The organism is Paraburkholderia sp. SIMBA_030, from assembly GCF_046535245.1.
GTDB lineage: Bacteria > Pseudomonadota > Gammaproteobacteria > Burkholderiales > Burkholderiaceae > Paraburkholderia.
The window spans coordinates 170,803-197,690 of sequence record NZ_JAWRXB010000001.1 but is presented as its reverse complement, the minus strand read 5'-3'; the positions used below and the strand labels follow the sequence as shown (position 1 = coordinate 197,690).

The window sequence follows — 26,888 nt, the reverse complement described above, 5'->3', positions numbered from 1 at the left end:
TTTTTTAAGAACTATTAAGGTTCCCGGGAAGGATTCTTTAGATGGCCGTGGATAGAATGGATTTCAGTCTTCCTCGCACTTCAGGCAAGTGCGGTATGTGTTCCCGTGTTCATTCAATCTTTAGGACGTACATAGCCATGGCAAATCCGAAACTCGAAGTCCTGACACCTGCAAACTCGCAGATCATCTTCATCGACCAACAGCCGCAAATGGCTTTTGGGGTCCAGTCCATCGATCGTCAGGTGCTTAAGAACAACGTAGTAGGACTCGCGAAGGCAGCGCGGACGTTTAACATTCCTACCACGATTACGACCGTGGAATCCGAAAGCTTCTCGGGATACACGTACCCCGAGTTGCTGGATGTGTTTCCGGACCACAAAGTGCTCGAACGCTCGTCCATGAATTCGTGGGATGACCAGAAGGTTCGCGACTCGCTGGCTGCCAATGGCCGGAAAAAGGTGGTGGTGGCAGGTCTGTGGACTGAGGTTTGCAACAATACCTTTGCGTTATGCGCCATGGACGAAGGCGACTACGAGATCTATATGGTCGCCGACGCGTCGGGCGGCACGTCGAAGGACGCGCATGATTATGCAATGCAGCGCATGATTCAGGCCGGCGTGGTGCCGGTCACGTGGCAACAGGTGCTGCTCGAATGGCAACGCGACTGGGCGCACAAAGAGACCTATGACGCTGTCATGAAGATCGCCAAAGAACATTCGGGTGCATACGGAATGGGCGTGGACTACGCGTACACGATGGTGCACAAGGCGGCTCAGCGTACGGCTCAGCAGCACGAAGTCCTGGCGCCGGTGCCGGCTAAGGTGAAGTAAGCAGCGCGTTAAACACGTCGCGCGGAATTCGAGGGCGAAACATCGGGTCCCGAATTCCGCATGTGGGTTGCACCCTGTTTCTGAATACCTCATGGATGCGAAACGCGACGAACGCCCGCTTCCCCTGAATAGCTCCGCGCATTGAACGCGGAGCGCTCCCTTTGAGGATCGCCATGACTTCCAACACTTCCGCGCCGACGCCGGCCGAAGTTGTCTTCTTCAACGGCAAGATCGCCACGCAGGACGACAAGCGTTCATTCGCCGACGCGCTTGCCGTCGCGAACGGCCGAATCGTCGCTTCGGGATCTCGCGAAACCGTGATGCGTCACGTGAACGCCACGACACGGCAGATCGACCTCAAGGGGCGCACGGTCATCCCCGGTCTGAACGATTCCCACCTGCACATCATCCGCGGTGGGTTGAACTTCAACATGGAGTTGCGTTGGGACGGCGTGCCGTCGCTCGCGGACGCGCTCGACATGCTGAAGAAGCAGGTGGCACGCACGCCGGCGCCGCAATGGGTGCGCGTGGTGGGCGGTTGGAACGAATTCCAGTTCGCCGAAGGCCGTGGACCGACGCTCGAAGAAGTCAATGCGATTGCACCGGATACGCCGGTGTTCATTCTGCATCTGTACGACAGCGCGCTCCTGAACGCAGCGGCGCTACGCGCGGTCGGTTACACCAAAGACACGCCTAATCCGCCCGGCGGCGAAATCCAGCGCGATAAGCGCGGCAACCCGACCGGCATGCTGATCGCGCGGCCGAACGCCGGCATCCTGTATGCGACGCTCGCCAAAGGGCCGAAGCTCGCGCCGGAAGATCAGCGCAATTCCACGCTGCACTTCATGCGCGAACTGAATCGCCTCGGCGTGACGAGCGCGATCGACGCGGGTGGCGGCTACCAGGCCTATCCGGATGACTACGCGGTCATCATGGATCTCGCGAAGCACAACGAACTGACCGTGCGTATCGCGTACAACCTGTTTACCCAGAATGCCAGGAAGGAAATCGAAGATTTCGCGAAGTGGGTGAAGGTGACCAAACCCGGCGACGGCGACGATTTCCTGCGCGTGAATGGCGCCGGTGAAATGCTGGTGTTCTCGGCAGCGGATTTCGAAGATTTTCTGGAGCCGCGCCCGGACTTGCCGGATACGCTGGAAGACGAACTGGAAGCTGTCGTCAAACTTCTGGTGGCGAACCGCTGGCCGTTCCGCCTTCACGCCACATACAACGAATCGATCGAGCGTTTCCTGAACGTATTCGAGCGCGTGAACGCCACGATCCCGTTCGACGGGCTGCGCTGGTTCTTCGACCATTGCGAGACCATCACGCAGAAGAACATCGAACGGGTGCGTGCGCTCGGTGGCGGCATCGCGATCCAGCATCGGATGGCCTTTCAGGGCGAGTACTTCATCCAGCGCTATGGTGAAGATGCCGTCAAGCGCACCCCGCCGATTCGCCACATGCTCGACGCCGGATTGCCCGTTGGCGCGGGGACGGACGCCACGCGCGTCGCCAGCTTCAACCCGTTCGTCTCGCTGTACTGGATGGTGTCGGGAAAAACGGTCGGCGGCACGTCGATTTATTCCAGCGAGAACCGTCTGGACCGGATGGAAGCTTTGCGCCGCTACACGGTAGGCAGCGCATGGTTCTCGAACGAGGATGACCGCAAGGGCGCGCTGGTGCCCGGTCAGTTCGCGGACTTCGCGGTACTCAGCGAGGACTACTTTACTGTCGACGAAAACCGCATCAAGTTCCTGACCTCCGCGATGACGGTGGTGGGCGGCAAGATCGTGTACGCCGACGACGAATTCGCGCCGCTTGGCCCCCCCGATCTGCCGGTCAGCCCGTCGTGGTCGCCGGTGGCGGAATTCGGCGGCTACAGCCGTTACAAGCCGACTGCGGTGGCGTGCGTGGATGGCTGCGTGAATCTGTGCGGCGTGCATGCTCATGCCCACGGTTGGGCATGGCGTAAAAACGTACCGGTCAGCGACTCGAACGGTTTCTGGGGCGCATTGGGATGTAGCTGTTTCGCATTCTGATAGCCACGGGTTGGTGCCACTACGCGCGCGAGGACCTTGATGCCGACCCTGACCGACGGTGTGCTGTTTGGCCTGGGCATTCTGGTCCTCGATTTCCTCGCCTGGCGCTTCATGGACCGCAAGAGCGACCGGGTGCGCCTCGCCTTGCGTGCGCTCATGTTCGGTCTGTCGACCTACGTGCTGTTCCGATCGGGGATGAATCCGCTGCGCGAGGCGCCCTGGCCGGATGAGCCGCTGCGCCATCTGCTTGCGCAGATGCTGGAGGTGGTGTGGTGGCTGCAGGGCGCGCGCCTCGTGATCATCGTGCTCGATCGCGTGGTGCTGCCCGAGGCGTGGCACCGGGAACGCCTGTTTCAGGACGTGCTCGGCGCGCTGGTGTTCATGGCAGCCGCGGTGGGGGCGATCGCGTTCGTGCTGCAATTGCCGGTGAAAGGGCTGCTCGCCACGTCCGGCGCGCTCGCGGTCGTGCTCGGCCTCGCGATCCAGAGCACGCTCAACGATGTGTTTTCCGGCGTCGTCCTGAACGCAACGGAGCCGTTTCGGATTGGCGATTGGGTGACGATCGGCGACGTGGAGGGCAAAGTGGTTGAAAGCAACTGGCGTGCGACGAGCCTGCTGAACGGTCAGGGCAATATCGTCGTGATTCCGAATAGCGTGGCGGCGCGCGCCAATATCGTCAACGCCAATGAGCCGTCGCATACGCATGGGATCAGCATCATGCTGCCGGTCAAGCCGTCGATCCGGCCTGCGCTCGTGCTCGAGACGCTCGCCAACGCCGCCGCCAGTTCCGGCGACGTGCTGATCGATCCCAAGCCGCTTGTCAGCGTGCGCCGCGCTACGAACGACGCGATCGAGTACGAGATCGTCTGCTATGTCGACGCCCTGAGCAAAAAGATCGGCGTGCGCAATGAACTGTTCGATCTCGCGCACCGCCACCTGCTCTCACGCGGCGTCGTATTGCGGCCGCTATCGGTGCCCGAGCCGATTCTCGACGCAACGGACGAGAAACATCGCTTGCTGCGCAACGTGCTGATCTTCCAGACGCTGGAAGCTGATGAAATATCGCACCTGGCAGCGCAACTGACGAAGCATGAGTTCGATGCCGACGACATCATTTATGCCGCGGCGGATGAGGACGGCCACGAGCTTCATATTCTGGCGCAGGGCGTCGCGAAAGTGATCGTGTCGAAGGACGGTGGCGAGATCGAACTGCGAAGGCTCGCGCCGGGTGATTCGATCGGCCAGTCGGGCGTTCTCGCCGGCGTCCGGACCGCTGTCGTGGCGCGTGCACTGACCCGCGCCACCGTGTTCCGGCTGGACAAGAGCGCATTGACACCGGTTCTCGTGCAGCGCCCGGAGGTGGTGAAGGAAATGTGCCGGTTGCTGTCGGAACACCATGCAACCGAGGAAATGGTGCTCGCAGCGCCGAGCAATGTGGAGCAGAGCGCCGGCGGCTTTCTGCAATGGATTCGCGACGGCGTGCGGCGCATCCATGAACTGTCGCTGTGAATGGATTCGAAGACGTACCGCGTCGATTAAGTGTTTTTAAGGATCCGCCAATGTCTTTATGGATTTAATTCGATACGCTGCAACGTACAGGAGTTCCTTGGACGTCGAACGGTCCTAAACGTCGCCTGGCTGTGGTACCGGTCCGGCATGCGTGTAGCGGCGTACCAGGGGCAGGGGGCGACACGGAGGAGTTGAGATGAAGAAAACCATTGCCGGCATTGAGATTCCCGACGGTGTAATGGCTCAGGCGGCGACCGATTGGATCCGCGGCACGGAGTCAGAGTTGATGTTTCATCATTCGCTCAGAGCATTTCTGTTCGGCGCGCTGACCGGAAATCGCGAGCACCTGACGTTCAACGCCGAGCTGCTTTATGTCGCTGCAATGTTTCACAACGTCGGGCTGAACGTGAAGTATCAGCACTCGCCGTACCGCTTCGAGGTGGACGGCGCGAACGCCGCGCGCGATTTTCTGCGGCAGCATGTCGTCGTCGACCGTTTGATCGACGAAGTATGGGTAGCGATCGCGTTGCACACGACACCGGGCATTCCGGAGCATATGTCGCCGTTGGTCGCGCTAGTCAGCGCCGGCGTGCAGATGGATGTTCGAGGCGCCCGCCACGACGAATTCACCGCACAGCAGTGCGATGAAATCGTGCAGGCTTGTCCGCGCGAATCAGGCTTCAAGAAGAAGATCATCGATGCCTATGCGCGCGGCATGGAGCATCGGCCGGAGACGACGTTCGGCACGGTGAATGCCGACGTACTGGACCGGTGTGACCCGAACTATCGCCGCTTGAATTTCTGCGGACTGGTGCTGGGATCGGACTGGCCGAATTAACAGGGGTTTCTGGAAAGGACGAATAGCATGGGCTACATCATTTCTCTGGGAGTCGGCTTCGGCATTGGGCTCCTCTATTGGCTACTCAAGGTGCAGTCGCCGGCGCCGCCGCTGATTGCGCTGGCCGGATTGCTCGGCATGGTGTTGGGCGAGCACGCGATCCCGGTTGTCAAGGCGCAGTTTTTTGCGCAGACAACGACAGTTCAGGTCGCTGGGCCGGTAAAGGGCGCTGAAGCGCAAAAGACGGCTGCGCCGGACGCGATGAAGCAGGGCGGCTGACCTGACAAGCCCAGGCCTTTCGCCCGGTTGAGAGTCGTTCGTGATTCGACACGACTCCGTTCTTGCGCTGATCGCGGGCTGCGCAAACGCTCGACAGACAACGCACCCCGCCTCGGTCAGAGGCAGACCATTCAAACATTGCTAATACTTTGGGTAACTTACATGTTCAAGTCGCTTAATCAGCTCCGTTCAATCGCGTCTCTCTGCGCGGCGATACTGATTGGTTTGACTTCGGTCGCATCCGTATCCGCATTCGCCGATGCCGGGCCGCCGGAGGTGTCGAGCGGAAAAGCCGCAGTCGCCGCGAAATATCCCGACGTATCGGTCGGTGCGCAGTACGGCACGACTCACGTCTATGTGGCTTCGGCCGATCTCGACGCGTTCGTCAACAGCTTTCTCGCGACCTTCGGCGGCAAGGCATCCCAACGTGCGGTTTTCACGGTAACGCCCACGCCGAGCAAAACCGCGTCGCAGTATGTGCAAACGCCGGTCGGCATGCTCTCGGTGTTCGGCTTCGAAACGGCGATTCCGTATCCGTTCGGCAATGAGCGAACCGGCTATCTGGTTACCGATATCGACAAGGCAGTGAAAGCCGCGCGTGCGGCCGGTGCCGACATCGTCGTCGATACGTTCGACGATCCGATCGGCAAGGACGCGATTATTCAATGGCCGGGCGGCGTGACGATGCAGCTCTATTGGCACACCAAGGCGCCGAACTATGCGCCGTTGCAGAGCGTGCCGGACAACCGTGTGTACGTGTCGCGCTACGAAGCGGACAACTTCGTTCGCCGGTGGCTGCGCTTCTCGCACGGCAAGGTGGTGTCGGACAACCCGCGTGCGGACGCCGGCGCGATCGGCCGGCCGGGCGAGACGATCCGCGTGATCCGCATCAACTCCGGCTTCGGTCAAATGGTTGTGTTCGTCACGGACGGCAAGCTGCCGGTCCCGTTCGGAACCGAAACGACCGGTTATAGCGTGGACGATGTCGCCCAGACGATCGAGCGCGCACAGGCGGCCGGCGCGAAGGTGCTTTTCCCGCCGTACCACAGCGCGACAGGTACGACCGCCATGCTCGAATTCCCGGGCCGGTACATTGCTGAAGTGCACGATGGCAAGTGACGCAAACGTCATGAAGCCGTTGCGGTCACTTAAGTCCCGCGGGCGCGCGCTGCGCTTTTGCGCACGGCGCGCCGCGCGTGCGTTGCTGTTCAGCGCGGGTCTCGCGGCCGCGCTGCCGGCCTCAGCGGCGGACACTGCGCTCGGCGGGGCTGACGATACTTCCGCGGCCGACACCGCCGTGACTTCGGCCCCTGCGAGTGCGTCGTGCGCGCGGCCTGCAATCATGTTCAACCGCTGGCAGGAAAACTGGGGCGTGCTGGCCAATCCCTGCGTGCCGAAACGGCCGCTCGATTCGCTGAAGTACATTCCGCTGTTCGGCAATCCCGATGCGTATATCTCGCTCGGCGTGGTGCTCCGCGAGCGCCTGGAGATGAACGACGCGCCGCTGTTCGGTCTCGGGTCGGGGCATGACGACACGTATCTGCTGCAACGTCTCGACGTTCATGCGGATGTCCACCTTGGCCCCCACGTGCAGATCTTCACGCAGTTCGAAGACGCGCGTCCGTACGGCAAGGACAACGTCACGCCGGTCGACAAGAATCCGCTGGATCTGCGCCAGGCGTTCGTCGCGATCACCGAGCCGCTTGGGCCCGGCACCTTCAAGTTCCGCGTGGGCCGGCAGGAAATGGCGTTCGACTTGCAGCGCTTTGTCTCGGTCCGTGACGGGCCGAACGTGCGTCAGGCATTCGACGCGCTATGGGTCGACTATGAAACCGGTCCATGGCGCTGGATCGCCTATGCGACGCAGCCGGTTCAGTATCGCGACAACTCGGATTTCGACGACGTCTCCAATCGCGATCTGACATTCAGCGGTGTGCGCGTGGAGCGCAAGGGCGTCGGGCCCGGCGATCTGTCCGCGTATTACTCGCGCTACAACCGCAGCAACGCGCACTTTCTCGACGCGGTCGGCGGCGAACATCGCGACGTATTCGATGCGCGCTATTCCGGCAACGTGAACCATATCGACTGGGACGTCGAGGGGATGGTTCAGTCGGGCCATGTCGGCAGCAAGACGATCGGGGCGTGGGCGGTGGGCTCGCTCGCCGGCTATACGCTGACCACCGTGCCATGGACACCCCGGCTCGGTATCCAGATCGACGCCGCATCGGGCGACAACCATCCGGGAGACGGCCGCGTCGGTACGTTCAATCCGCTGTTTCCGAACGGTTACTACTTCGCGCTGGCCGGCTATACCGGCTACTCGAACCTGGTTCACCTCAAGCCGTCGCTCGTCCTTAAACCGAGCAGCAAGCTGACGCTGCTGGCCGGCGTGGGGCTGCAGTGGCGCGAGACCACCGCTGACGCGGTCTACCAGCAAGGCTCGGCGGTCGTGCCGGGTACGGCGGGACACGGCAGCCGCTGGACGGGTTTCTATACGCAACTTCGCGCCGACTGGGCCGTCGCCGCGAATCTCGCCGCGGCGCTCGAGGCCGTGCATTTTCAGGTCGGACCGTCGCTGCGCGAACTGGGCGCCCGCAATGCCGACTACGTAGGCGCGGAACTCAAATTCGGCTGGTAGAAGCGCTATCTGCAAACCATGCCAGACGAGGTCATGTTATGAGCACTCCCGATTTATCCAACGAAGCGACGGCACCGTCGGAACTCGATATACCGAACTCCTCGCTGGAGTACCGTCAGCACCAGATGTTTCCCCGTCTTTCGGCGGCGGAGATTCAAAGTTTGCGGCGTTTCGCCCGGCCGATGTCGTTCAACGCCGGCGAACTGATCTTCGAAACGGGGCACGTTGCACTCGGCCTGTTCGTATTGCTGCGTGGGCGCGTGAGAATCTATTCGCGCGACAGTTTCGGCCGCTCGACGCTCGTTACTGAACATGAAGACGGACACTTCATGGCCGAGATGGCGCAACTCTCCGGCAAACCGGCATTGATCGACGGTGTCGCACTGACGGACGTCGAGACGCTAGTGATCGAACCGGAAAGGCTGCGCGCATTGATCGTGGCCGATGCGCAACTTGGCGAACACATCATGCGCGCCCTGATCCTGCGACGGCTTGGACTGATCGAGCAGGGGCTCGGGCCGATCATCGTGGGTGATGGCGACTGCTCGCGGCTGATGGGGCTGCAAAGTTTTCTGCGCCGCAATGCCTACCCTGCGACGGTGATCGACGCGCGTAGCGATCCCGAGGCGCTTACGCTGCTGGGCGGCATGACCACTGGCCCCGACGACTTTCCGCTCGTGTTCTGCCCGAACGGCAACGTGCTGCGCGCGCCGGACGAGGTCCAGCTCGCGTCGTGCCTGGGGCTCGTGCCGACCTTCGAGCAATCGCACGTCTATGACGTGGCGATCGTCGGTGCCGGACCTGCCGGGCTGGCGGCGTCCGTGTATGCCGCCACGGAAGGCTTGTCGGTTGCCGTATTCGATCAGCGTGCGCCGGGCGGGCAAGCTGGCGCCAGCTCGCGGATCGAAAACTATCTGGGCTTTCCCACCGGTATTTCGGGCCAGGCACTCGCCGCGCGGGCGTTCCAGCAGGCGCTGAAGTTCGGCGCGCATCTGGCGATTCCCGGCAAGGTCACGGATGTGAGCCGTCATGAAGGCATCTTCATGCTGACTTTGCTCGACGGGCAGCGCATCGGCGCTCGCACGGTCGTGGTCGCAAGCGGCGCCGCCTATCGGAAGCCGACCGTGGACGGCTTCGATCGTTTCGACGGACGCGGCACGTACTACTGGGCGTCGACGATCGAAGCGAAGCTGGTGAAGGGGCAGGACATCGTGTTGATCGGCGGGGGCAACTCCGCGGGGCAGGCGGTCGTGTTTCTCGCCAATTTCGCGCGCAGCGTTCGTGTGCTGATTCGCGGCAAGGACCTCGAGGCCAGCATGTCGAAATACCTGATCGACCGGATCGGCTCGTTGCCTAACGTCACGCTGTGCACGCGCTGCACGCTGCGTTCGCTCGATGGCGACGAAGCCGGACTCACTCACCTTCATATCCGGCGTGAAGACGAGGACGTGAACGAAGTCATCGCGACCCGTCATCTGTTTCTCTTCGTCGGTGCGGACCCGAAGACCGATTGGCTCGACTCGAGCGGCGTGGAGCTCGACAACAGGGGGTTTGTCGTCACGGGTTTCGCCCGCAGTGAGCATGGGCTGTCTGAAGCAGGCACGCGCTATCCGCTCGAAACCAGCATACCGGGCATGTTTGCGGTCGGCGACGTGCGTTCGGAGTCCGCGAAACGGGTGGCGGCGGCTGTGGGCGACGGCGCGGCCGTGGTCAGTCAGATCCATGCGTACCTGAGCCAGTTGACGGCCGCGACCGCGTAGGGCCGTTCTGTTGACGAAAGGCAGAGGTGGGGTCGGCATGCGACACGGCGTTCCATTTGACGCATGGGAGAAATGAGTTGAGTACGGGGGCATTTATCGAGGGAGTTCGCGGATCGTCGCCGGACTCGGGTGTCACTGTGCGTTTTGACCAGGACTGGTTCGACCGGCTTGCGCTCGAGGCCCTGCTGGTCGACGGAAACATCGTGCGTTATCGCGCGAGGTCGCAGGACGCCGCGCAGTCGTGGCTGATCGCGGTGCCGACCGATCTGCCCTCGGAAGCGGTATTGCGGCGCTTGCAGCAGGAATTCGCGCTGGCCGACAAGCTCGATTCGACATGGGCCGTGCGGCCGGTCGCGCTCGTGCGGCTGTTGCGGGGTCCGGTGCTCGTGTACGAAGACAACGGTGGCACGCTGGTTCTGCCGCCTGCCGACGGGATGATCGCGGTCAGCCGTTTCCTGCGCATCGCGGTCGGCGCCGCGCATGCTCTGTGTCTCGCGCACGCGCGCGGCGTCCTGCATCGCGACCTCAAGCCATCTAATCTGCTGGAATGCAGCGACGGTACGATCCGGTTGCTGGGCTTTCGTGACGCGTTTAACGTGGTCGGCGATCCGCTGACCGAATCACCGGACACCTTGTACGGCACGCTGGCTTATATGTCGCCGGAGCAGGCCCGGCGGGCGGAAGGGCATGCCGATGAGCGAAGCGATCTGTATTCGCTCGGCGTGACGTTATATGAACTGCTCACGGGGCAATTGCCTTTCGAGGCGGCGGATGCGCTCGAGTGGGTCTATAACCACGTGGCGCGCCAGCCCGCCGACCCGCGGCAACATCGTCGATCGTTTCCCGCTGTGCTGGGCTCGATTGTCCTGAAACTGCTGGCCAAAAACCCCGCGGAACGTTATCAAAGCGCCTCGAGTCTCGAGACCGATTTGCGTCGTTGTCTGGCGGACTGGAACGAGATGCAGCATATCGTTCCATTCGAGCCGGCCGCGGAGGACAACGTCAGAAATCCCGCTGTCGCGCATCGTCTGTTCGGCCGCACGCATGAATACAATGTGCTGCTCGACGCGTTCGAGCGCAATGCGCGGCAGGGCATGGCGGAACTGATCTTCGTGTCCGGATACTCGGGTGCGGGCAAATCGGAACTCGTGCGCAACGTGCACCGCGCGACTGCGCAGACTCCTGCGCTGTTCGCCTCGGGAAAGCTCGAACAGTACGGCCAGAATGCGCCGTACGCGCCTCTGATGCAGGCTATACGCTCGCTGTTCCAGCGCATTCTGGGTGAGAACGATAGCGCGCTGGACGGCTGGCGAGACGTGCTGCGCGAAGCCTTCGGGCTGCAAGGCAAACTGCTCGTCAGTTTTATTCCCGAACTGGAACTGGTGCTCGGCGTGCAGCCGGACGTGCCGGATCTGCCGCCGGTGGAAGCGCAGCTTCGCTTCCAGGCGCTGATCACGCGTCTGCTGTCCGTCTTCGCGACCGAGGCACACCCGCTGATTCTCTTTTTCGACGATGTTCACTGGTTCGACGATGCAACGTTGAATTTCATCGCCAGTTTCCTGACGACGGTCGAGGACCGGCATGTGCTGCTGATCTGCGCGTATCGCGTCAATGAAGTCGACCAGTCACCCAGGTTCAGGGCTTTCCTGAATTCGTTGCCGCGCGCAAGCGCTCGCATCTCCACGATTGACGTGGCGCCGCTCGATACCGCGAATGTCGCGGCCTTGCTGGCTGACGCGCTGCATTGCGATTCCGCGCACGTCTATCCGTTGGCTGCGGTCGTTCACGAGAAGACGGGCGGCAATCCTTTTTTCATCAAACAACTGCTGCTGGCGCTGGCCGACAACCAGTTGATCTGCTACGACGGTATGGCCGGCCGCTGGACATGGGATATCGATCGTATTGGCAAATACGAGGCTTCCGATAACGTCGTTGACCTGATGGTTGCGCGTTTGACGAGACTGCCCGCCCAGGCCCAGGCCGTCCTCAAGCTGCTTGCGTCGATGGGAAGGCGGCTCGACAGGGCGATGCTGGTGCGGCTCGATCTTGCCGGCGGCGTGGAACTGGAGCGCCGACTGCATCCAGCGGTGGAGGCGGGGCTGATCGTGTCGGACCGGACGGGATTCGCCTTTGCGCACGACCGGGTTCAGGAAGCGGCGTATGCGCTGATCGCCGCGGAGGAGCGCGGTGCCGAACATGCCCGTATCGCGCGCATCCTGCTGGAAGATTTCGACGTGCGCGACGTGCAGAGTCCGGCGTTCGACATTGCTCACCATATCGAACGCGCCCAGACTGCCGGGGCGCTGCGCGAACTCGACGCGCACGAGACGACTGTCTTCAGCAGAATCTGTCTGCAGGCTGCCCGTCACGCCAAGGAAGCGATTGCCATCCAGTCCGCGCTGAACTACCTGGACGTCGGGCAGAAGCTTCTCGACGCCAGTGGAGAAGACTATTCTCAATCGCTCGGCTACGAGATCGGCATTCTGCGGGTGCAATGCCACATTCTGGATGCGAATTTCGATGCTGCCGGCGCCCGGATCGAAAAGCTGCTGAACCAGGATCTGTCGATCATTGCGCGTGCATCGGTGTATAAGCTGAAAGCCGACATGCAGCAACATCTGTCGGACTATGAAGCCGCCGTCGATACCGCCCTCGAAGGGATCAAGCTGTTCGGTACGGTCCTGCCGCGTTATCCGGAAGCAGCGGATGTCGAGGCCGCTTACAGCCGGGTCAATCAATCGCTTGGAACGCGAACGCTTGCCTCGATCGCCGATTTGCCGCCCATGCGCAATGCGGCGATCGAATCGGAGATGAATCTGCTGGTGAGTGTCTATGCGCCCGCATCGTTCGTGAACGAAAGGCTTGGCTTTCTAAACCTGTGCCATATGGTGCAGCTGACGATTGACCACGGTATCACGGCGGCCTCGGCACATTGCCTGGCGTGGTTCGGCGTGTACGTCGCGGAATTTTTCGGCCAATACTCGGAGGGGTTCGAGTTCTCCCGTCTGGCGCGAAAGCTGGGTGAGGAGCGCGGCTATCATGCGGTGGCCACCAGTACGCTGGTTGCGCTCGATCAGGTCGCTGTCTGGACCCAACCTCTTTCGTACGTGCTGGAATGCGCACGCGCCGCATTCGAGTCGGCTGGCCCGAGCGGCGATCTGACGATGAGCTGCTACGCGTGCAATCACATCGTGTCGGACCTGCTGATTCTTGGGGTGCCGCTGGAGCAGGTCGACAAGGAAATCGACGTGGGGCTGTCATTCGCAAGACGTGTGCGTTTCAAGGACGTCGAAGGTATCCTCGAACTGCAGAAGCGCTTCGTCCGCAGTTTGACGGGCGGCCCTGGGCTACCGGGCAATTTCGGCGTCGTGGTCGACGGCAGAATGACCTTCGACGCCGACGTGCTCGATACGCAGATGACGACGCTGCGCTTCTGGATCTGGCTTCTGAAAGGCGTTTCCTGTTATTTTCACGGCGACTATCAGAACGCACAATATTGCCTGGCCGTTGCCGGTGAGCTGAAGTGGGGGACACCGGCGCACATTCATCTGCTGGACTATCACCTTTACACGGCGCTGACTCTGGCGAAGCTGTCCGGCGGCGCGGACAATGCGGCTGCCGTGGTGGCTACGATCGAGCCGCATCTGGTGAAACTGCGGAATTGGGCGCAGCTCAATCCGGCCACGTTCAGGGACAAGCTCCTGTTGGTCGAGGGCGAAGTGGCGCGGCTCAGCGGCTCGCCGCTCGTGGCACTGTCGTTGTACGAGCAGGCTGCCGAGGCGGCATCTGAAAACGGCTTCAACCACGGCAACGCGCTCGCTCACGAACTCGCGTCCGTTTGCTCCGAGGCGAACGGTCTGTTCAGTGCGGCGCGGCATCACAGCCGTCGCGCGATCGACGGTTACACGCGTTGGGGCGCGTTGGCCAAAGTCGGGCGGCTCGAACGCGCCCAGCGTCCTGTCCGGCTTTCGCTCGAACGGCTTGTGACTTCGCGGCCTTCGGTCGAAATTCCCGATGCGCAGCAGCAGTTCGACCTCGTGTCCGCATTGAAGTCGTCACAGGCGCTGTCCGAGGAGATCGTGCTCGACAAACTCATCCGGACACTCGTCACGCTCGCCATCGTTCACGCCGGTGCGCAAAGCGGCATGCTGATTCTGTTAAAGGGCAATGTGCCGGTCATCGAGGCGATCGGGCGGGACGAGCCGGGTGGTGTTCAGGTGACGCTGGGTGAAGACAAGGTGACGCGTGAAGATGTGCCGGCTTCGGTGTTGTACACGGCACTGCGCACACGCAAGCCGGTCGTAGTGGAGGACGCGCAATGTGATCCGCAGTTCTCGTTCGACGCTTCCTTTTCGAACCGTTCCGTTCGTTCCGTGTGCTGTTTGCCGCTGGTCAAACAGGGTAACGCCGTTGGCGTGCTCTATCTGGAGAATAATCTGACCGCAGGCGTATTCACGGCGAGCCGCACGTCGATGCTGGAAATGCTCGCTTCGCAAGCTGCTATTTCACTTGAAACAGCCCGCCTGTATGCCGAACTCGTGGAAGAAAACCAGCGGCGCCAGGAAACGGAAATGGCGTTGCGCATGAGTGAGGAGGCGCTTGCTTTGGGACAAAAGGTCGGTCGTTCGGGAAGTTACATCTGGAACTCGTTGACGGGCGAGCGCTACTGGTCGAAAGAGCTTTATAACGTGTTCGGCCTGCCGATCGGGGCGGGGAGCCCGAGCATCCAGGCGGTCCTCGAACGGATTCACCCGGAGGACGTCGGCTTCTACCAGGAGGCTGTCACACTGGCCGCACACAATCGCACGCCATTCCGGCAGAAGTTCCGGATCGTAACGCCGGACGGGGTAGTCAAATATCTCGAGGTGCTTGGCGAGCCATCGGGCGTCAGCAACTTTGTTGGCGTCGTCACGGATTTCACGGATCGGCACACAACCGGGCTGGCGTTGCAGAACGCCAAGATCGAACTGGCGAAAGCGTCGCGGGCGACCACGATGGGCGAGCTTGCCGCTTCCATCGCGCACGAGATCAATCAGCCGCTGGCGTCGATCGTGTCGAATGCGAGCGCGGGAGTACGCTGGCTTAACCGACCAGTACCGGACATTCCGGAAGCACTAGGGGGCTTGCGCGATATCGTGAAAGACGGCAAACGAGCCGGTGACATCATCAGGGCGTTGCAGTCTCTGGCGAAGGAAGCCAAGCCGAGTTTCGTTCCCACCTTTGTCGACGGTGTGGTTCGTGAAGTGTTCCAACTCGCTGCCGCTGAAGTCGAGCAGCGGAGTTTGGCCGTGCGGCTGGATCTGGCGGCCGACCGCTCCGTGATGGCCGACCGGGTGCAATTGCAGCAGGTTCTGTTCAACCTCGTCATGAACGCCGCGGATGCTATGAGTGATCTTGACGCGAAGCAGCGCTTGCTGAGCGTCACTTCCTGCGTCAACGACCGGGGCTCGGTGGTCGTGTCCGTGCAGGACAACGGCAGCGGGATCAGCGAAGAAATCGGGTCTCGCATTTTCGACGCTTTCTTTACGACAAAGAAAACCGGCATGGGCATGGGACTTGCCATCTGCAAATCCATTATTGAAGCGCACGGCGGGACGTTGACCGCAGGTCCCGGCTACCCCCGCGGGACGATCTTCGTGTTCACGCTGCCGAGCGCCGCGTAGCCGGAAGATAGTGCGCATGCCGCGCGGTGATGTCCTCCTGCTCGCCTTCCGCCTGGAGCTTCGCCATCGCGTACACACGGGTCGATTCGGACAGGCGATACTTTGCCACCGGACCCTCGAACTCGACGCTGATAAGCGATATCGCAACCAGCTCGCCAATGCTGCCGATCGCGTTCGCCACCGTGTAAGCCTCGTCGCACGCGACCGCGCACATCGCCTCAAACGTAAAGGCGTCGCCGAATACCGCGAGACGCCGGAAGAGCGACCGCGCGTTCTGATCGAGTAACGCGAAGCTCCAGTCGAATGTCGCGCGCAAGGTCTGATGGCGCGGCAGCGCGGTCCGATAACCGCCCGACAGAATCGCCATGCGATCGTCCAGCCGGCGATACACGCCTTCCACGCCAAGCGCGACGACGCGAGCCGCCGCGAGCTCGATCGCTAGCGGAATGCCGTCGAGCCGGCGGCAAATTTCGCCGACGAGCTGGATCTCCGAGCCGTCGCTACCCACTTTCCCTTGCAATGAATTAGCGTGCTGCAAAAACAGATTCACCGCCGAACACCGCAGGATGTCCGCATCGGTGGAGCGAGGCGGCGGCACATCCAGCGGTTCAACCCGAAACACCGTCTCAGGCATGATACGTAGCGGTTCCCTGCTGGTGACGAGCACCCGGAGCGCGTCGTTGCCGGCAACCAGTGCCTCGACGATGCGCGCCACCGTGCAGATCACATGCTCCGCGTTATCGAATACAAGCAGTCTGCGCTGCCGAGCCAGGGTTGCCGCCACCTGCTCGACGTTGACTTGCGGGTCGGGCACGGGCAGCTCGCAGCTCTCGACGATGGCGCGGAGCATGGCCTCTTCGGTGGCCAACGCGACCAGGTCGACAAAGCAGACGGGCTCCACGAAGTCCGCCGAGCTATGGTGTGCTGCTTCGATGGCGACACTCGTTTTGCCGATGCCGCCGGCGCCCACCAGCGTCAACACATGCGCCTGTTCCAGCGTCGCGCGGATTTGCCTGACCGCCAGGTCGCGCCCCAGCAGTCCGGATTTAGGCGGGGGGAGACGGCGAGCACCGGATGCCCGTATGCCGGATGCCCGTATGCCGGACGCCCGTACTCCGGCTTCGTCGAGCAGGGCGTATGCCGGACGCTGGCGAAGCTGATACCCACGCCCGGGCACGGTGAGAATCAGGTCCCGGTCGGGACCGAGTACTTTGCGCAGCGCTGATAGATGGACCTGGATATTGTTTTCTTCGACGATGGTGTCGGGCCAGACGGTTTTCATCAACTCGTCTTTCGTGACGAGACGGCCATTGGCGGAAGCCACGGCGGCAAGGATGTCGAAGGCACGCGACCCGAGTTGAACTGTTTCGCTGTTCCGCTGCAGTGTGCGCATCTTCAGATCAAGCTGAAAGCGGCCTAATTCGATCACGACTTCTTCAGGTTCAGAAACAGTGAGCGAGTCACGGTGTGTATGTCGCATGCCGGCGCGAGGGGACAGCCGCAGATGCCGGAGCCTGGTACAGTACGAAGGTACCGCGGCTAGCCTTATGCGTCTTGCACGTTAGTGCGGTGCTTTGTAGAAAAGTCTATTGGCGCAGCGAGGTGCCGCTCGTGCGGTCAGGCTGCCGTCTGATCAAACCGCGAGCGGCCGATGGTTCGTTCAGGTGCGGGCCTGCCGGCGCCACGTACCCGGCGGGGTGCCGACCAGTTGGGAGAAGGTTCGTGTGAAGTGGCTTTGATCGGAGAAACCGCATGCGATGGCGATGTCCGACAGGGACGAGTCGGAATGCCTGAGCAACTCGCGCGCGCGATCGATGCGCTGCTCCAGCAACCATTGATGCGGTGTGCGACGCGTGGTTTCACGAAACGCCCGGATGAAGTAGCTGCGCGACAGGTTGCAGGCGTCCGCGATCTCACCCAGCGAAACGTTGCCCTGCGCTTTCGCGAGCAGCATGTCTTTGGCGCGCGTTTCGTGCAGACTCGAGAGCCGCGGGTTTTTGCTGTCGGATTGGGCCGGCGCATGCCCGTACCGGTCGATCAGACGGGTCCCGATCGTAACGCCGAGTTGCTCGATAAAGAGTGGGCTTGCCTCGTTCTGACTATCCAGTGTCAGCGCCAATACTTGCGCGAGGTGGCCGAAAATCGGGTCTTTGCGGGCGGGCGGTGACGAGAAGCCATGGATGACCCTGCCGTTGCGCTCGTAGCAGGCGTTGGCGATAAAAGCACGCGACAGTTCAACCAGCACGAAATCGAAAGCGCCATGCAAGTCGGCCCGGTAGTCTTCGTCGAAATTACGTATGTAGACCGAATCTTTTTCGAAGTCGTGCGACGCCGACTGGTTCCCTGAAAAAATCCGCCTGCGATGGCCCGCTGCCAGCGAAACGCCGATCAGGAAGCCGCGATCCGAAGCCGGGGTTGCAACTTCACTGGTCTTCTCGTGGTGTCTGCATTTGCGATAAAACGCGAATTCACCCGTGTGGAGTTCCAGGTCCTTGTGTAATTGATTAGAAAGGCATCCCAGCGAGTCCTTCTGGCGCGCTGCCGTCGCGATGGACGTTTCTGTACCGTTAAACATGATCCATCACCTCCGTTCGTCGCGCTACAGCCGCATGCCCGTTCGCTTTGCCAACAGCTGGAGAGGAAGATAATCAGCATCGCCGCACGATTATCTCGAAAATGCCGGAGTCAATTATTAATTTTCGTTCAGGTTCGGTGATCCGGCGACTCATTTCTTTCGTCCAGCTTTCGATGGGCGGCATCGATCAGGATTGCCGCTAATCCGCGCGTATAGGGTGGAGCAGGGGGCGGGAGGATTTTTGCTGAAGCACCGGATCGGGCGAGCGCCCTCCATGGCCGTGGAAGGCGGTTCGCGTCAGGTCTTCAGCAGCCGGCGGCGTTTCGGCGAAACACAACAAATACAATCCATGAATCGGTCTCCTTTGTCTGCTGTTAGCGTTATCCGTGCTTCACCATGCCGAGCTCACAGTCGACGAGCTGATTGCCATACAATGCACGTTCGCGCGCGCCACGTGGCGAGGTGTCGGTGATCGAGAAAAAGAACACGCCGGCGAAGGCAACGATCATCGAGAAGAGCGCCGGGTATTCGTACGGATAGATCGCATGCGCGTGTCCAAGCACCTGCACCCAGACTGTCGGGCTGAGGATCGTCAAGGTCACCGCCGTGATCAGCCCGAGCGAGCCGCCGAGCACCGCGCCTCGCGTGGTCATGCCGCGCCAGTAAATCGAAAGAAGCAGAACTGGAAAGTTCGAACTGGCCGCGATCGAGAAAGTCAGGCTGACGATGAACGCGATGTTCTGCTTCTCGAAGGCAATGCCCAACAGAATGGCGAGCACGCCAAGCACAAGTGTGGTGATTCGCGACACATGCATTTCTTCCCGGTCCGTGGCCAGGCCGCGGCGGATCACATTCGCGTACAGATCATGCGAGAGAGCCGACGATCCGGCGAGCGTCAGACCCGCGACGACCGCGAGAATCGTCGAGAAGGCGACCGCGCAGATGAAGCCGAGAAACACGTTGCCGCCCACGGCGTGCGCCAGATGAATGGCCACCATGTTGACGCCGCCGATCGCGGCGCCGGAGGCCGTGTGATATTGCGGATCGGTCGCGACCAGCGCAATCGTGCCGAAGCCGATGATGATGATCAGCGCGTAGCCGATGCCGACGATGCCCGTCGCGTACAGAATGCTTTTTCTGGCTGCCTTCGCGTCGCCCACCGTGAAAAACCGCATCAGGATGTGCGGCAATCCGGCCGTGCCGAAGATCAACGCCAATCCGAGCGAGACGGCGGAAACCGGGTCCGACACGAGGCCGCCCGGTCTCATGATTGCGGCATGCTTCGGATGAGCGAGGATCGCCTGCGAGAAGAGAGCATTCAGACTGAAGCCGAAGCGGTTGAGCACCATGAACGCCATGAAGGCGGCGCCCGCGAGCAGCAGGGCTGCCTTGATGATCTGAATCCATGTCGTGGCGAGCATGCCGCCGAAGAACACGTACACCACCATCAGCACACCGACCATCACGACCGCGACCGTATAGTTGAAACCGAATAGCAATTCCACAAGCTTGCCGGCGCCGACCATCTGGGAGACGAGATAGAGCAGCACGATGACGATCGAGCTTGAGGCAGCGAATGCGCGGATCGGCCGCTGTTGCAGTCGATAGGACACGACGTCGGCCAACGTATAGCGCCCGAGATTGCGCAGCGGCTCGGCAATCAGAAAGAGAATGATGGGCCAGCTGGCGAGAAAGCCGATTGAATAGATCAGACCGTCGTAGCCGCTCGTGAAAACCAGCGCGGAAATACCCAGCAGCGAAGCGGCGGACATATAGTCGCCGGCGATCGCCCAACCGTTCTGGAAGGCAGTGATCTTGCCGCCGGCCGCATAGTGGTCGGAAACGCTGTGGTTCTTCTTTGCTGCCCAGCGGGTGATGAACAGCGTCGATGCGACGAACAACAGGAACATGCCGATCGCGATGGGATTGTGCGATCGCGACGGCGCCGCGGTTTCGGCGGCCGCAGCGGTGAGGGCATTGAGAAGCAGGGCGCTCGACAACAGGCCATGCAAGAGAGGATTCCGTTTCATTGCCGTGCTCCTTGCCGGATTTCACTCACGGCGCGGTCCTGGGTGGTATTGGCTCGCGCGACATACACCGCGACCAGCGCAAAGGTAAAGACGAACATGCCGAAGCCGGCCGGAATCCCCCACGTTGCCGGATAGCCGTCGACGATCGGCCGGCCGAGCAGCGCCGGTTCGAACGCAAGCGTGAGAATGAAGGCAAAGTACACAGCCAGCATCAGGATCGTGAGAATCCACGAGAACGTGCGTCGCGCTCGCACGAGTGCGCGAAAGCGCGGATCGTCGAGCAGCGGATTTGCCGGGGGCGGCGGGTCGCTTGCGACGTGTTGCGCGCTCATCGGATAGGTTGGGGCGCCATGTTCCACTTTGTCTCCTTTCGAAACGGCTTCTTATCGATGCTGCAACAGTTGATCGAATCCGTCGCAAGCACAACGAACATTTAAAAGTGTGCAGGTACCGCGGTCTCGCGCATCACTGCGTCAGGCGTGCGATAGCGCTCGGCCATTTCACGGTCGACCTCGTTTTTCAATTGCGCCTGCATGTAGGCGCCGAGATGGCGCGCGTGCTGGACTATTGCCGCGCCGACTTGCGTGCGCACGCGGCTGTACTCCGCGAGTGCGTCCTGAACGTCCGCATGACTCTTCAACGCGCTGACGAGCGCCATCGCATCGCTCGCCGCCTTGGTGACGCCCATGCCGCAGTGCGGCCGCGCGACGAACGCCGCGTCGCCCAGCAAGGCAACCCGGCCGAACGCCATCTGCGGCACTTCGAGGTCGAAGATGGGTTGAAAGAGCGGTTGCGTCGATCTGGTCACGACTTCGCCGAATTGCGGCGCGAGCAGCGTGAGCGCCGCGTCTTCCATGTCGGCGAGCACCTCGCGGCGAATCAGCGTTGGCGGAATGCCGCCCACCCAGCGCTTGCCGGATTCATCGGTCAGCAGGTTCGGCAACTGGATGTCTTCGCTCGTCGCGCGATACCAGACGAAGTTGTAGCGGCGTTCGCCCGGCGTCGTACTGTTGCCCTGGCCGGCCACCGGATAGCCGAGAATCTGCTCGCGCGGCGGCAGGCAGAAGGCGAACTTGTCGAACAGCGCCTCGCGCGTTGCGCGCGACAGCGACACTTCGTCGACCAGGCCGCGCCATGCGACATAGCCGGCGTACTGAAGCTTCACGTCTGGCAGGAACTGCTCGCGAATCGCCGACTTGAAACCGTCCGCTGCAATCACGAGGTCCGCGCGCAATACGATGCCGTCGCTGAGCGACACGGTTGCGTGATCGGCACCGTCTTCCACGGATACGACCGTGCCGCCGGCATGGTAGTGGACGTCGGGAAGTGCTGCGCGCAGTACGTGATACATCTTGCCCCACGCGGTCAGGGTCTGCGGCAGTTCGCGCTCGGACAACACTGCGCCGCTCTGCGCGAATGTCACGCGCGACTGCACTTTGACGCCGATCGAGTCATCGATTGCGATCCCGGCCGCAGTCATGGCGTCGAATAACTCTGGATGGGTGACGATGCCGGCGCCGCGGCCGGCCAGTTCTTCAGGAACGCGCTCGAATATGTCGACATCCCAGCCATTGCGGATCAGCAGATTGGCTGCAAACAGGCCGCCCAGCGAGCCACCGACGATGATTGCCTTTAAACGTGCGGAAGGATGGGTCATGGTTACTCTCCTGCGTTGATGGATGCCCGATCGATGGCCGGATGGGCTTCGGCCAGACCGGTGACTTCTTCGGCGGGGAAATTCAGCTCGATGGTCACGCCGGACGGGTCCTCGATAAACACCTGATGCAGGCCGAGGCTCGGCACCGTGCGATCGCGCCAGGCGACGCCTTCCGCTTGCAAGGTTTTCCACATGTCTTCGACACCCGTCGCGAGAAACGCGATGTGGTCGACCGTGCCGGTCCCGGTGGCTGGCAGTGCCTTGTCGCCGAGATAGGCGGTGAGCCCGGCAGGATTGTCCGGATCGACGCCGATGATGTGGACGGTGCCGAAGTCGGCCTCATCGCCGCCCTTGTAAAGCCAGGCGCCCGGAAAATCGAAGGGCGGGCGGTAGCCTCGCTTGAAACCGAGAATCCGCTCGTAGAAGCGACAGGATTGCTCGAGATCCATCGTGCGGATCGAGTAGTGCGCAAGTTTTGACACCGGCATAAGGAACTCCCACTATGCTATTTATCGATCGATTAGTGATCGATAGATAAATTGTAGGCGAATAAATCGGCAGGGCAAAGCTGCGAAACGGCGGTGTTTACCCTGGAAAACGCATAGGAGGCTGCGCAATGGGCGATGAAGCAAGTGGCCAGCCGTGGTGCCGGCCAGCGTCAGACTTTGGTCTTGCTGGAAGCTTTCGATGCGTGCTTGAGCGTTTCAGGCACGCCATTGAGGAAGGCGTCGACCTGGCGCGCGATGTGGTCCTCGACGTTGTCGCTAACCGGCAGCCCGTAGATCCATTTCCGTACGCCGAGATAGAAGATGCTGGCGTGCAGGCTCCAGATCAGCTCCAGGTCGATGTCGCGCTGTCTGGTGCTGGACGAGGCCGGAAGGTCGTATGCCGAGCGGATTTCCGCCATGACGGGCAGGAACACGCGTTCGCGCAGCCGAGACAGATACTTGGAGTTGATGCCTTCGCGCGTCAATCCGGCGAAGATGAAAATCCGGATCCATTCGCGCCGCAGGATCACGCCGGCGTACGACGAGTAGAACCTGACCATTCGTTCCTGGATCGGCACGGAGCGGTCTTTGATCAGGCATTCCCAACTCGAATCCCATTGATAGACCTCGTCGTACACGCGGTCGATCAATGCTTCCTTGCTGGGAAAATAGCGGTAGAGAAGCGGCTGTGTCACGCCGAGTTGGCGCGCGAGTTCGCGGGTGCTGCCGGAGAATCCGTGCGTGGCGAAGTGGTCGATGGCCTTCAGCACGATCTGGCGTTCGCGCACTTCGGGGGCAAGACGGCGCGTGATGCCCTTCTCGATGTCATGCACCTCGCTCTTCGACGCTGCGTCGAGCGTCCGTACTTTTCTCGGCATGGTGTGTCCGGTACCCAGGATGTTCGGACGCATCATACAAAGATTACCCCGGTCTGGCTAGGCGAAGGCGCCTTGCGGCCGCGCTTGCTGAGCGTGCCGGAGGCGGATAGGAAGCGCGCGCAACGTTCGATTGCGATGTTCAGCGCCATCAGGCCGGATGCGCTTAGTACAAAATTTTTGAACAGTACGTTCAGTTTTTTCCGCGCATGCGAAGTCGTCGCTGCTCTAGACTCCGGGGAACCGACGCTGAGTGTTCTTTCCTCAGTTCTCCCCTCCGTCTTCCCCCCGGTTGTTCCTTTATCCGCTGTGTTTGGGATGCTCAGGTAATGATTCACATTGGTCCGCTTCAGGTAGACGTCGAGCGTCGGGAAGTGTTTCTCGACGGGCAGCCTGTGCGCCTCGGCAGCCGCGCGTTCGACGTGCTGGCCGTGCTGATCGCAGCGAACGGCGGGCTGGTGTCCAAGAACGAGATGCTAAAACAGGTCTGGCCGAACGCGATCGTTGAAGAGAACAATCTTCAGGTTCATATGTCCACGCTCCGCAAGATGCTGGGCGAAAGTCGCGGACTGATACAGACAGTGTCCGGGCGAGGCTACCGGCTGGTTCCGAGGGTTTCGTCGACGGCTGCCTCCGGCAACGCTGATGATGACGACAAGCTTGAACGCGTCGGGCAAGGCGTGAGCGTCCCTCACAACCTGCCTGTCAATTTGTCGGCGCTGATCGGACGAGACCAGGCGCTGCACGACGTTTCTCTGGCGCTCGCGTCGGCCCGCCACGTGACGCTCGTCGGCTCGGGCGGCATCGGCAAGACCCGGCTGGCCGTGGAAGTCGCGCGCGGAACGCTTGCGCGCTTCCCGGACGGCGTCTATCTGGTAGCGCTCGCCTCGGCCTCCGATGCGAGCAGCGTCCTCGCGGCGTTCGCGACCAGCATCGGCGTGAATCCGGCGAGCGGACCGCTCACGCTCGCGTGCTTCAGCAAGGAGTTCCGCGAACGTCGTGTGCTGTTCGTGCTCGACAACTGCGAGCATGTACTCGGCCACGCCGCTGAGCTTGCCGAGACACTCCTTAGCGCCGGTCCGACCGTGCATGTGCTCGCAACCAGCCGGGAGCCGCTGCGCATCCAGAACGAACATCTGTATTGGGTCGCTTCGCTGCAGGTGCCCGCCGAGGACGAGGAAAGCCAGAATGTCCTGCGATACAGCGCGGTCGAGTTATTCCTGTCACGTGCCCGGGCGATCGACGCGCGCTTCTCAACCGACGAAAGAAGCATCCAGCTGACCGGCATGGTATGCCGCCGGCTCGACGGCATACCGTTGGCCATTGAACTGGCAGCGGCGCGTGCGGCGATACTCGGTATCGCGACACTGGCCAGCCATCTCGACGACCGTTTCAACATGCTGACCGGCGGCAATCGCACGGCGTTGCCGCGTCACCAGACCTTGAAGGCGACGCTCGACTGGAGCCACGCGATGCTCGACGATGCTGAGCGCACGAGCTTGCGCCGGCTAGGCATCTTCGTGAGCAGCTTCACAATAGACGCGGCGGTCGCCGTCGTGAGCGATGGCGCCTTGCGGGAACTCGATGTGATCGCGGCAGTGTCGGGGCTGGTGGAAAAATCGTTAGTGGTGAGGTGCGTGAAGCGCGGCAAGGCGCGCTATCACCTGCTGGAAACCACGCGTGCGTACGCGATGCAGAAGCTCGAGGATAATGGCGAGCAGCGCGTCGTAACGCTCCGTCATGCGCATTACTTCGTGGCTCTGCTTGAGCGCGAAGCGCTGACCCGCGCGGACCCCGCGAGTGGCTTCTCCGACGGCTGGCATTGTCAGATGCGCGCGCTGCTCGACGACTTGCGCATGGCGCTTGGATGGGCCTTATCGGCGAAGGGCGACGAAGCGCTGGGCGAAGCGCTGGCCGTGAAAGTTGTGTTCCTTCTCTATGAACTGTCGCTGGTCGACGAGTGTTGCGCATGGGCGCGGCGAGCCCTCGATACCGTCGCTGCGACGCACCATGGCTCGCGCTCGACGCGCCACCTCCGTGTGCGCATGCAGCTGAAAGCGGCGCTTGGGGCAGCCCTTGTCTACATCAACGGACCGAACCAGGAAACCTTCGGCATCTGGTCCGAGACGCTCGCCTCGGCGATTGCACTAGGGGACCACGCGTTTGAGGCTCGCGCATTGTGGGGCATGTGGAACGCCAGTCAATCGTCCGGTGCAGCGCGCAATGCGCTGGCGTTCGCCAGGCGCTTCGCGTTGCTCGCCTCCGAGGTGGGCGACACGGGCTGCGCGGCGCTCGCCGACCGGCTGCTCGGCATCGCGTCGCATTACGCAGGCGACCAACGGCAGGCACGCGCGTCGTTCGAACATTTGCTGCAGCATAGTGACGGCTTGCATCAGCGTCTGCCGCTGGGCCAATCCGTCGATCATCGGATCGTCGGCTGCGCGACGCTTGCGCGCGTGCTGTGGCTGCAGGGTTTCCGCGATCAGGCGCTCCAGCTCGCAGAGGATAGCGTGATCGCCGCTTGCGATCAGCAGCACGCGATGGTCACCAGTTATGTGCTGGTCGAGGCGCTCGTGCCGCTCGCGCTGTTGTCGGACAAGCGGGACCGGGCCGCCCATGCGATCGCATTGCTCAAGGAGGTGTCGGCGCGCGCCGGATTGATCGTGTCGCAAGCGTGCTGCCGCTGTTTCGATGAGTATCTGCGCTCGTTGGGCGACGTGTCACACGAGCGTTTACAGGCCTTCCGCACGGCGCTTGACGATCTGGAGTCGCTTGAGTTCGGTGCGCCGCGCGCCATGCTCGCCGGACAGTACAGCCTGGCGCTCGGCCGCTCCGGTCAGCGGGAAGAGGGTATTGCCGCGGTCGTGTGCGTGCTGCGTTACTGCGAAGAAACGGGTGATCATTGGTATGCCAGTGAGCTCAGGCGCATCCATGGCGAACTGCTGCTGATGGAGCAGACGGGCGGGTCCGTGTCCCAGCAGGTGGCTAGGGATGCGGAGGTGTGCCTGGTCGCGGCCTTGGAGGAGTCGCTGACGCAAGGCTGCCGCTCGCTGCAATTGCGGGCCGCTACCAGCCTCGGCCGGCTTTGGCACGCGCAAGGCCGAAGCGTGGAGGCTACCCAGCTCCTGAAGTCGGTCTGTTCGAGACTGACCGAGGGCGTCGACTGGCACGATTTCAAAGCTGCTGCCGGTTTGCTGCAGATCACGGCAGCGGCCGGTGAGCAGGCCGCAGCTTGCGCCGACAGTCCTGCCGGCACGCCTGCCGTGGCGAGTTCATCCGACCTGCCGCCGAGTGCGGAAATAGGGGAACGCGGTTAGGCGGCGTTCACCCGTGCTCGAATAATCCCCCGCGGCACGGCTCTGCGCGTGCCCGTCCATGCGCGTCCTTCAGGTGTTTTCAGATCCATTTCAGGACTTTTTTCGGCACTCGAATAGCTTAAGCGGATGCATGCGGGCGATCTTCAACGGAAGAGGCGACGAGAGCGTCGAAGTGACTCGCCCTCACTTGCGCTGGCCGCACACGGAACCGACGAGTAGCTTATGACTTTGCTGACGGACAGCCCAGCCTTGCAGCGATGGCTGGACGAGCTGAAGACGCGCTTGCGCGGCGGCCGGAGGGCGGCAGCCGCGCAGCGGCGATTTCGGAACGATTAAGGAAAAATAAGTACCGCGTTTGACGCGGGCTCGCGCATGATCGCGTTCAGC

General features: G+C 61.8%; 16 protein-coding genes and 1 pseudogene. 10 read left to right on the top strand and 7 right to left on the bottom strand.

Annotation, left to right across the window (positions count from 1 at the left end; genetic code table 11):
• Nucleotides 1-137 precede the first annotated feature (137 nt).
• The 9 genes from SB772_RS00815 (at nucleotide 138) to SB772_RS00775 (ending at nucleotide 15,559) form a co-directional block, all read left to right on the top strand.
• Nucleotides 138-830: a hydrolase gene (locus SB772_RS00815; RefSeq protein WP_410831388.1), complete on the top strand. Its 693-nt coding sequence runs from the start codon at nucleotides 138-140 to the stop codon at nucleotides 828-830.
• Between the two features lie 173 nt (nucleotides 831-1,003).
• Complete coding sequence (locus SB772_RS00810) at nucleotides 1,004-2,872, top strand: amidohydrolase (RefSeq protein WP_410831387.1); 1,869 nt, start codon at nucleotides 1,004-1,006, stop codon at nucleotides 2,870-2,872.
• Nucleotides 2,873-2,911: 39 nt separating this feature from the next.
• Complete coding sequence (locus tag SB772_RS00805; RefSeq protein ID WP_410831386.1) at nucleotides 2,912-4,381, top strand: mechanosensitive ion channel domain-containing protein; 1,470 nt, start codon at nucleotides 2,912-2,914, stop codon at nucleotides 4,379-4,381.
• A 196-nt stretch (nucleotides 4,382-4,577) separates the two neighbouring features.
• Nucleotides 4,578-5,219 (top strand): HD domain-containing protein, encoded by a 642-nt coding sequence (locus tag SB772_RS00800; protein ID WP_410831385.1) that lies wholly within the window; start codon nucleotides 4,578-4,580, stop codon nucleotides 5,217-5,219.
• Between the two features lie 27 nt (nucleotides 5,220-5,246).
• Nucleotides 5,247-5,498 (top strand): DUF1427 family protein, encoded by a 252-nt coding sequence (locus SB772_RS00795; RefSeq protein WP_410831384.1) that lies wholly within the window; start codon nucleotides 5,247-5,249, stop codon nucleotides 5,496-5,498.
• 162 nt (nucleotides 5,499-5,660) lie between these two features.
• A complete protein-coding gene (locus SB772_RS00790; protein ID WP_410831383.1) occupies nucleotides 5,661-6,617 on the top strand; it encodes a VOC family protein in 957 nt (318 codons plus the stop codon).
• Nucleotides 6,607-8,136 carry an alginate export family protein gene (locus SB772_RS00785; RefSeq protein ID WP_410831382.1) on the top strand — a complete coding sequence of 510 codons (1,530 nt, stop codon included), beginning with the start codon at nucleotides 6,607-6,609 and terminating at the stop codon, nucleotides 8,134-8,136. The genes SB772_RS00790 and SB772_RS00785 overlap by 11 nt, the downstream gene beginning before the upstream one ends.
• A gap of 38 nt (nucleotides 8,137-8,174) precedes the next feature.
• Nucleotides 8,175-9,896 (top strand): FAD-dependent oxidoreductase, encoded by a 1,722-nt coding sequence (locus SB772_RS00780; protein ID WP_410831381.1) that lies wholly within the window; start codon nucleotides 8,175-8,177, stop codon nucleotides 9,894-9,896.
• 77 nt (nucleotides 9,897-9,973) lie between these two features.
• Nucleotides 9,974-15,559, top strand: a complete 5,586-nt coding sequence (locus SB772_RS00775) for an AAA family ATPase (protein ID WP_410831380.1) — start codon at nucleotides 9,974-9,976, stop codon at nucleotides 15,557-15,559.
• Between the two features lie 4 nt (nucleotides 15,560-15,563).
• On the opposite strand, the pseudogene SB772_RS00770 reads toward SB772_RS00775, so the two are convergent.
• The 7 genes and pseudogenes from SB772_RS00770 to SB772_RS00740 form a co-directional block, all read right to left on the bottom strand.
• Nucleotides 15,564-16,988: pseudogene (locus SB772_RS00770) on the bottom strand (winged helix-turn-helix domain-containing protein); the annotation flags it as partial.
• Nucleotides 16,989-17,219: 231 nt separating this feature from the next.
• Nucleotides 17,220-18,134, bottom strand: coding sequence for a helix-turn-helix transcriptional regulator (locus tag SB772_RS00765; RefSeq protein ID WP_410831379.1), 915 nt, complete (start codon nucleotides 18,132-18,134; stop codon nucleotides 17,220-17,222).
• Nucleotides 18,135-18,514: 380 nt separating this feature from the next.
• Nucleotides 18,515-20,164 carry a cation/acetate symporter ActP gene (gene actP, locus SB772_RS00760; RefSeq protein ID WP_410831378.1) on the bottom strand — a complete coding sequence of 550 codons (1,650 nt, stop codon included), beginning with the start codon at nucleotides 20,162-20,164 and terminating at the stop codon, nucleotides 18,515-18,517.
• A complete protein-coding gene (locus SB772_RS00755; protein ID WP_410831377.1) occupies nucleotides 20,161-20,523 on the bottom strand; it encodes a DUF485 domain-containing protein in 363 nt (120 codons plus the stop codon). The genes actP and SB772_RS00755 overlap by 4 nt, the downstream gene beginning before the upstream one ends.
• A 74-nt stretch (nucleotides 20,524-20,597) precedes the next feature.
• Entirely contained in the window at nucleotides 20,598-21,821 is a 1,224-nt protein-coding gene (locus SB772_RS00750) for an FAD binding domain-containing protein (protein ID WP_410831376.1), read from the bottom strand.
• 2 nt (nucleotides 21,822-21,823) lie between these two features.
• Complete coding sequence (locus SB772_RS00745) at nucleotides 21,824-22,309, bottom strand: VOC family protein (RefSeq protein WP_410831375.1); 486 nt, start codon at nucleotides 22,307-22,309, stop codon at nucleotides 21,824-21,826.
• 170 nt (nucleotides 22,310-22,479) lie between these two features.
• Nucleotides 22,480-23,187, bottom strand: a complete 708-nt coding sequence (locus tag SB772_RS00740; RefSeq protein WP_410831374.1) for a TetR/AcrR family transcriptional regulator — start codon at nucleotides 23,185-23,187, stop codon at nucleotides 22,480-22,482.
• A 326-nt stretch (nucleotides 23,188-23,513) separates the two neighbouring features.
• On the opposite strand from SB772_RS00740, the gene SB772_RS00735 reads away from it, so the two are divergent.
• Nucleotides 23,514-26,501 carry an ATP-binding protein gene (locus SB772_RS00735; protein WP_410831373.1) on the top strand — a complete coding sequence of 996 codons (2,988 nt, stop codon included), beginning with the start codon at nucleotides 23,514-23,516 and terminating at the stop codon, nucleotides 26,499-26,501.
• Nucleotides 26,502-26,888 lie beyond the last annotated feature (387 nt).

Excerpts from the sequence above, each read along its gene's own strand:
- SB772_RS00815 (WP_410831388.1), top strand. The coding sequence starts at position 138 with ATGGCAAATCCGAAACTCGAAGTCCTGACACCTGCAAACTCGCAGATC.
- SB772_RS00810 (WP_410831387.1), top strand. The coding sequence starts at position 1,004 with ATGACTTCCAACACTTCCGCGCCGACGCCGGCCGAAGTTGTCTTCTTC.
- SB772_RS00805 (WP_410831386.1), top strand. The coding sequence starts at position 2,912 with ATGCCGACCCTGACCGACGGTGTGCTGTTTGGCCTGGGCATTCTGGTC.
- SB772_RS00800 (WP_410831385.1), top strand. The coding sequence starts at position 4,578 with ATGAAGAAAACCATTGCCGGCATTGAGATTCCCGACGGTGTAATGGCT.
- SB772_RS00795 (WP_410831384.1), top strand. The coding sequence starts at position 5,247 with ATGGGCTACATCATTTCTCTGGGAGTCGGCTTCGGCATTGGGCTCCTC.
- SB772_RS00790 (WP_410831383.1), top strand. The coding sequence starts at position 5,661 with ATGTTCAAGTCGCTTAATCAGCTCCGTTCAATCGCGTCTCTCTGCGCG.
- SB772_RS00785 (WP_410831382.1), top strand. The coding sequence starts at position 6,607 with ATGGCAAGTGACGCAAACGTCATGAAGCCGTTGCGGTCACTTAAGTCC.
- SB772_RS00780 (WP_410831381.1), top strand. The coding sequence starts at position 8,175 with ATGAGCACTCCCGATTTATCCAACGAAGCGACGGCACCGTCGGAACTC.
- SB772_RS00765 (WP_410831379.1), bottom strand. The coding sequence starts at position 18,134 with ATGTTTAACGGTACAGAAACGTCCATCGCGACGGCAGCGCGCCAGAAG.
- actP (WP_410831378.1), bottom strand. The coding sequence starts at position 20,164 with ATGAAACGGAATCCTCTCTTGCATGGCCTGTTGTCGAGCGCCCTGCTT.
- SB772_RS00750 (WP_410831376.1), bottom strand. The coding sequence starts at position 21,821 with ATGACCCATCCTTCCGCACGTTTAAAGGCAATCATCGTCGGTGGCTCG.
- SB772_RS00745 (WP_410831375.1), bottom strand. The coding sequence starts at position 22,309 with ATGCCGGTGTCAAAACTTGCGCACTACTCGATCCGCACGATGGATCTC.
- SB772_RS00740 (WP_410831374.1), bottom strand. The coding sequence starts at position 23,187 with ATGCCGAGAAAAGTACGGACGCTCGACGCAGCGTCGAAGAGCGAGGTG.
- SB772_RS00735 (WP_410831373.1), top strand. The coding sequence starts at position 23,514 with ATGATTCACATTGGTCCGCTTCAGGTAGACGTCGAGCGTCGGGAAGTG.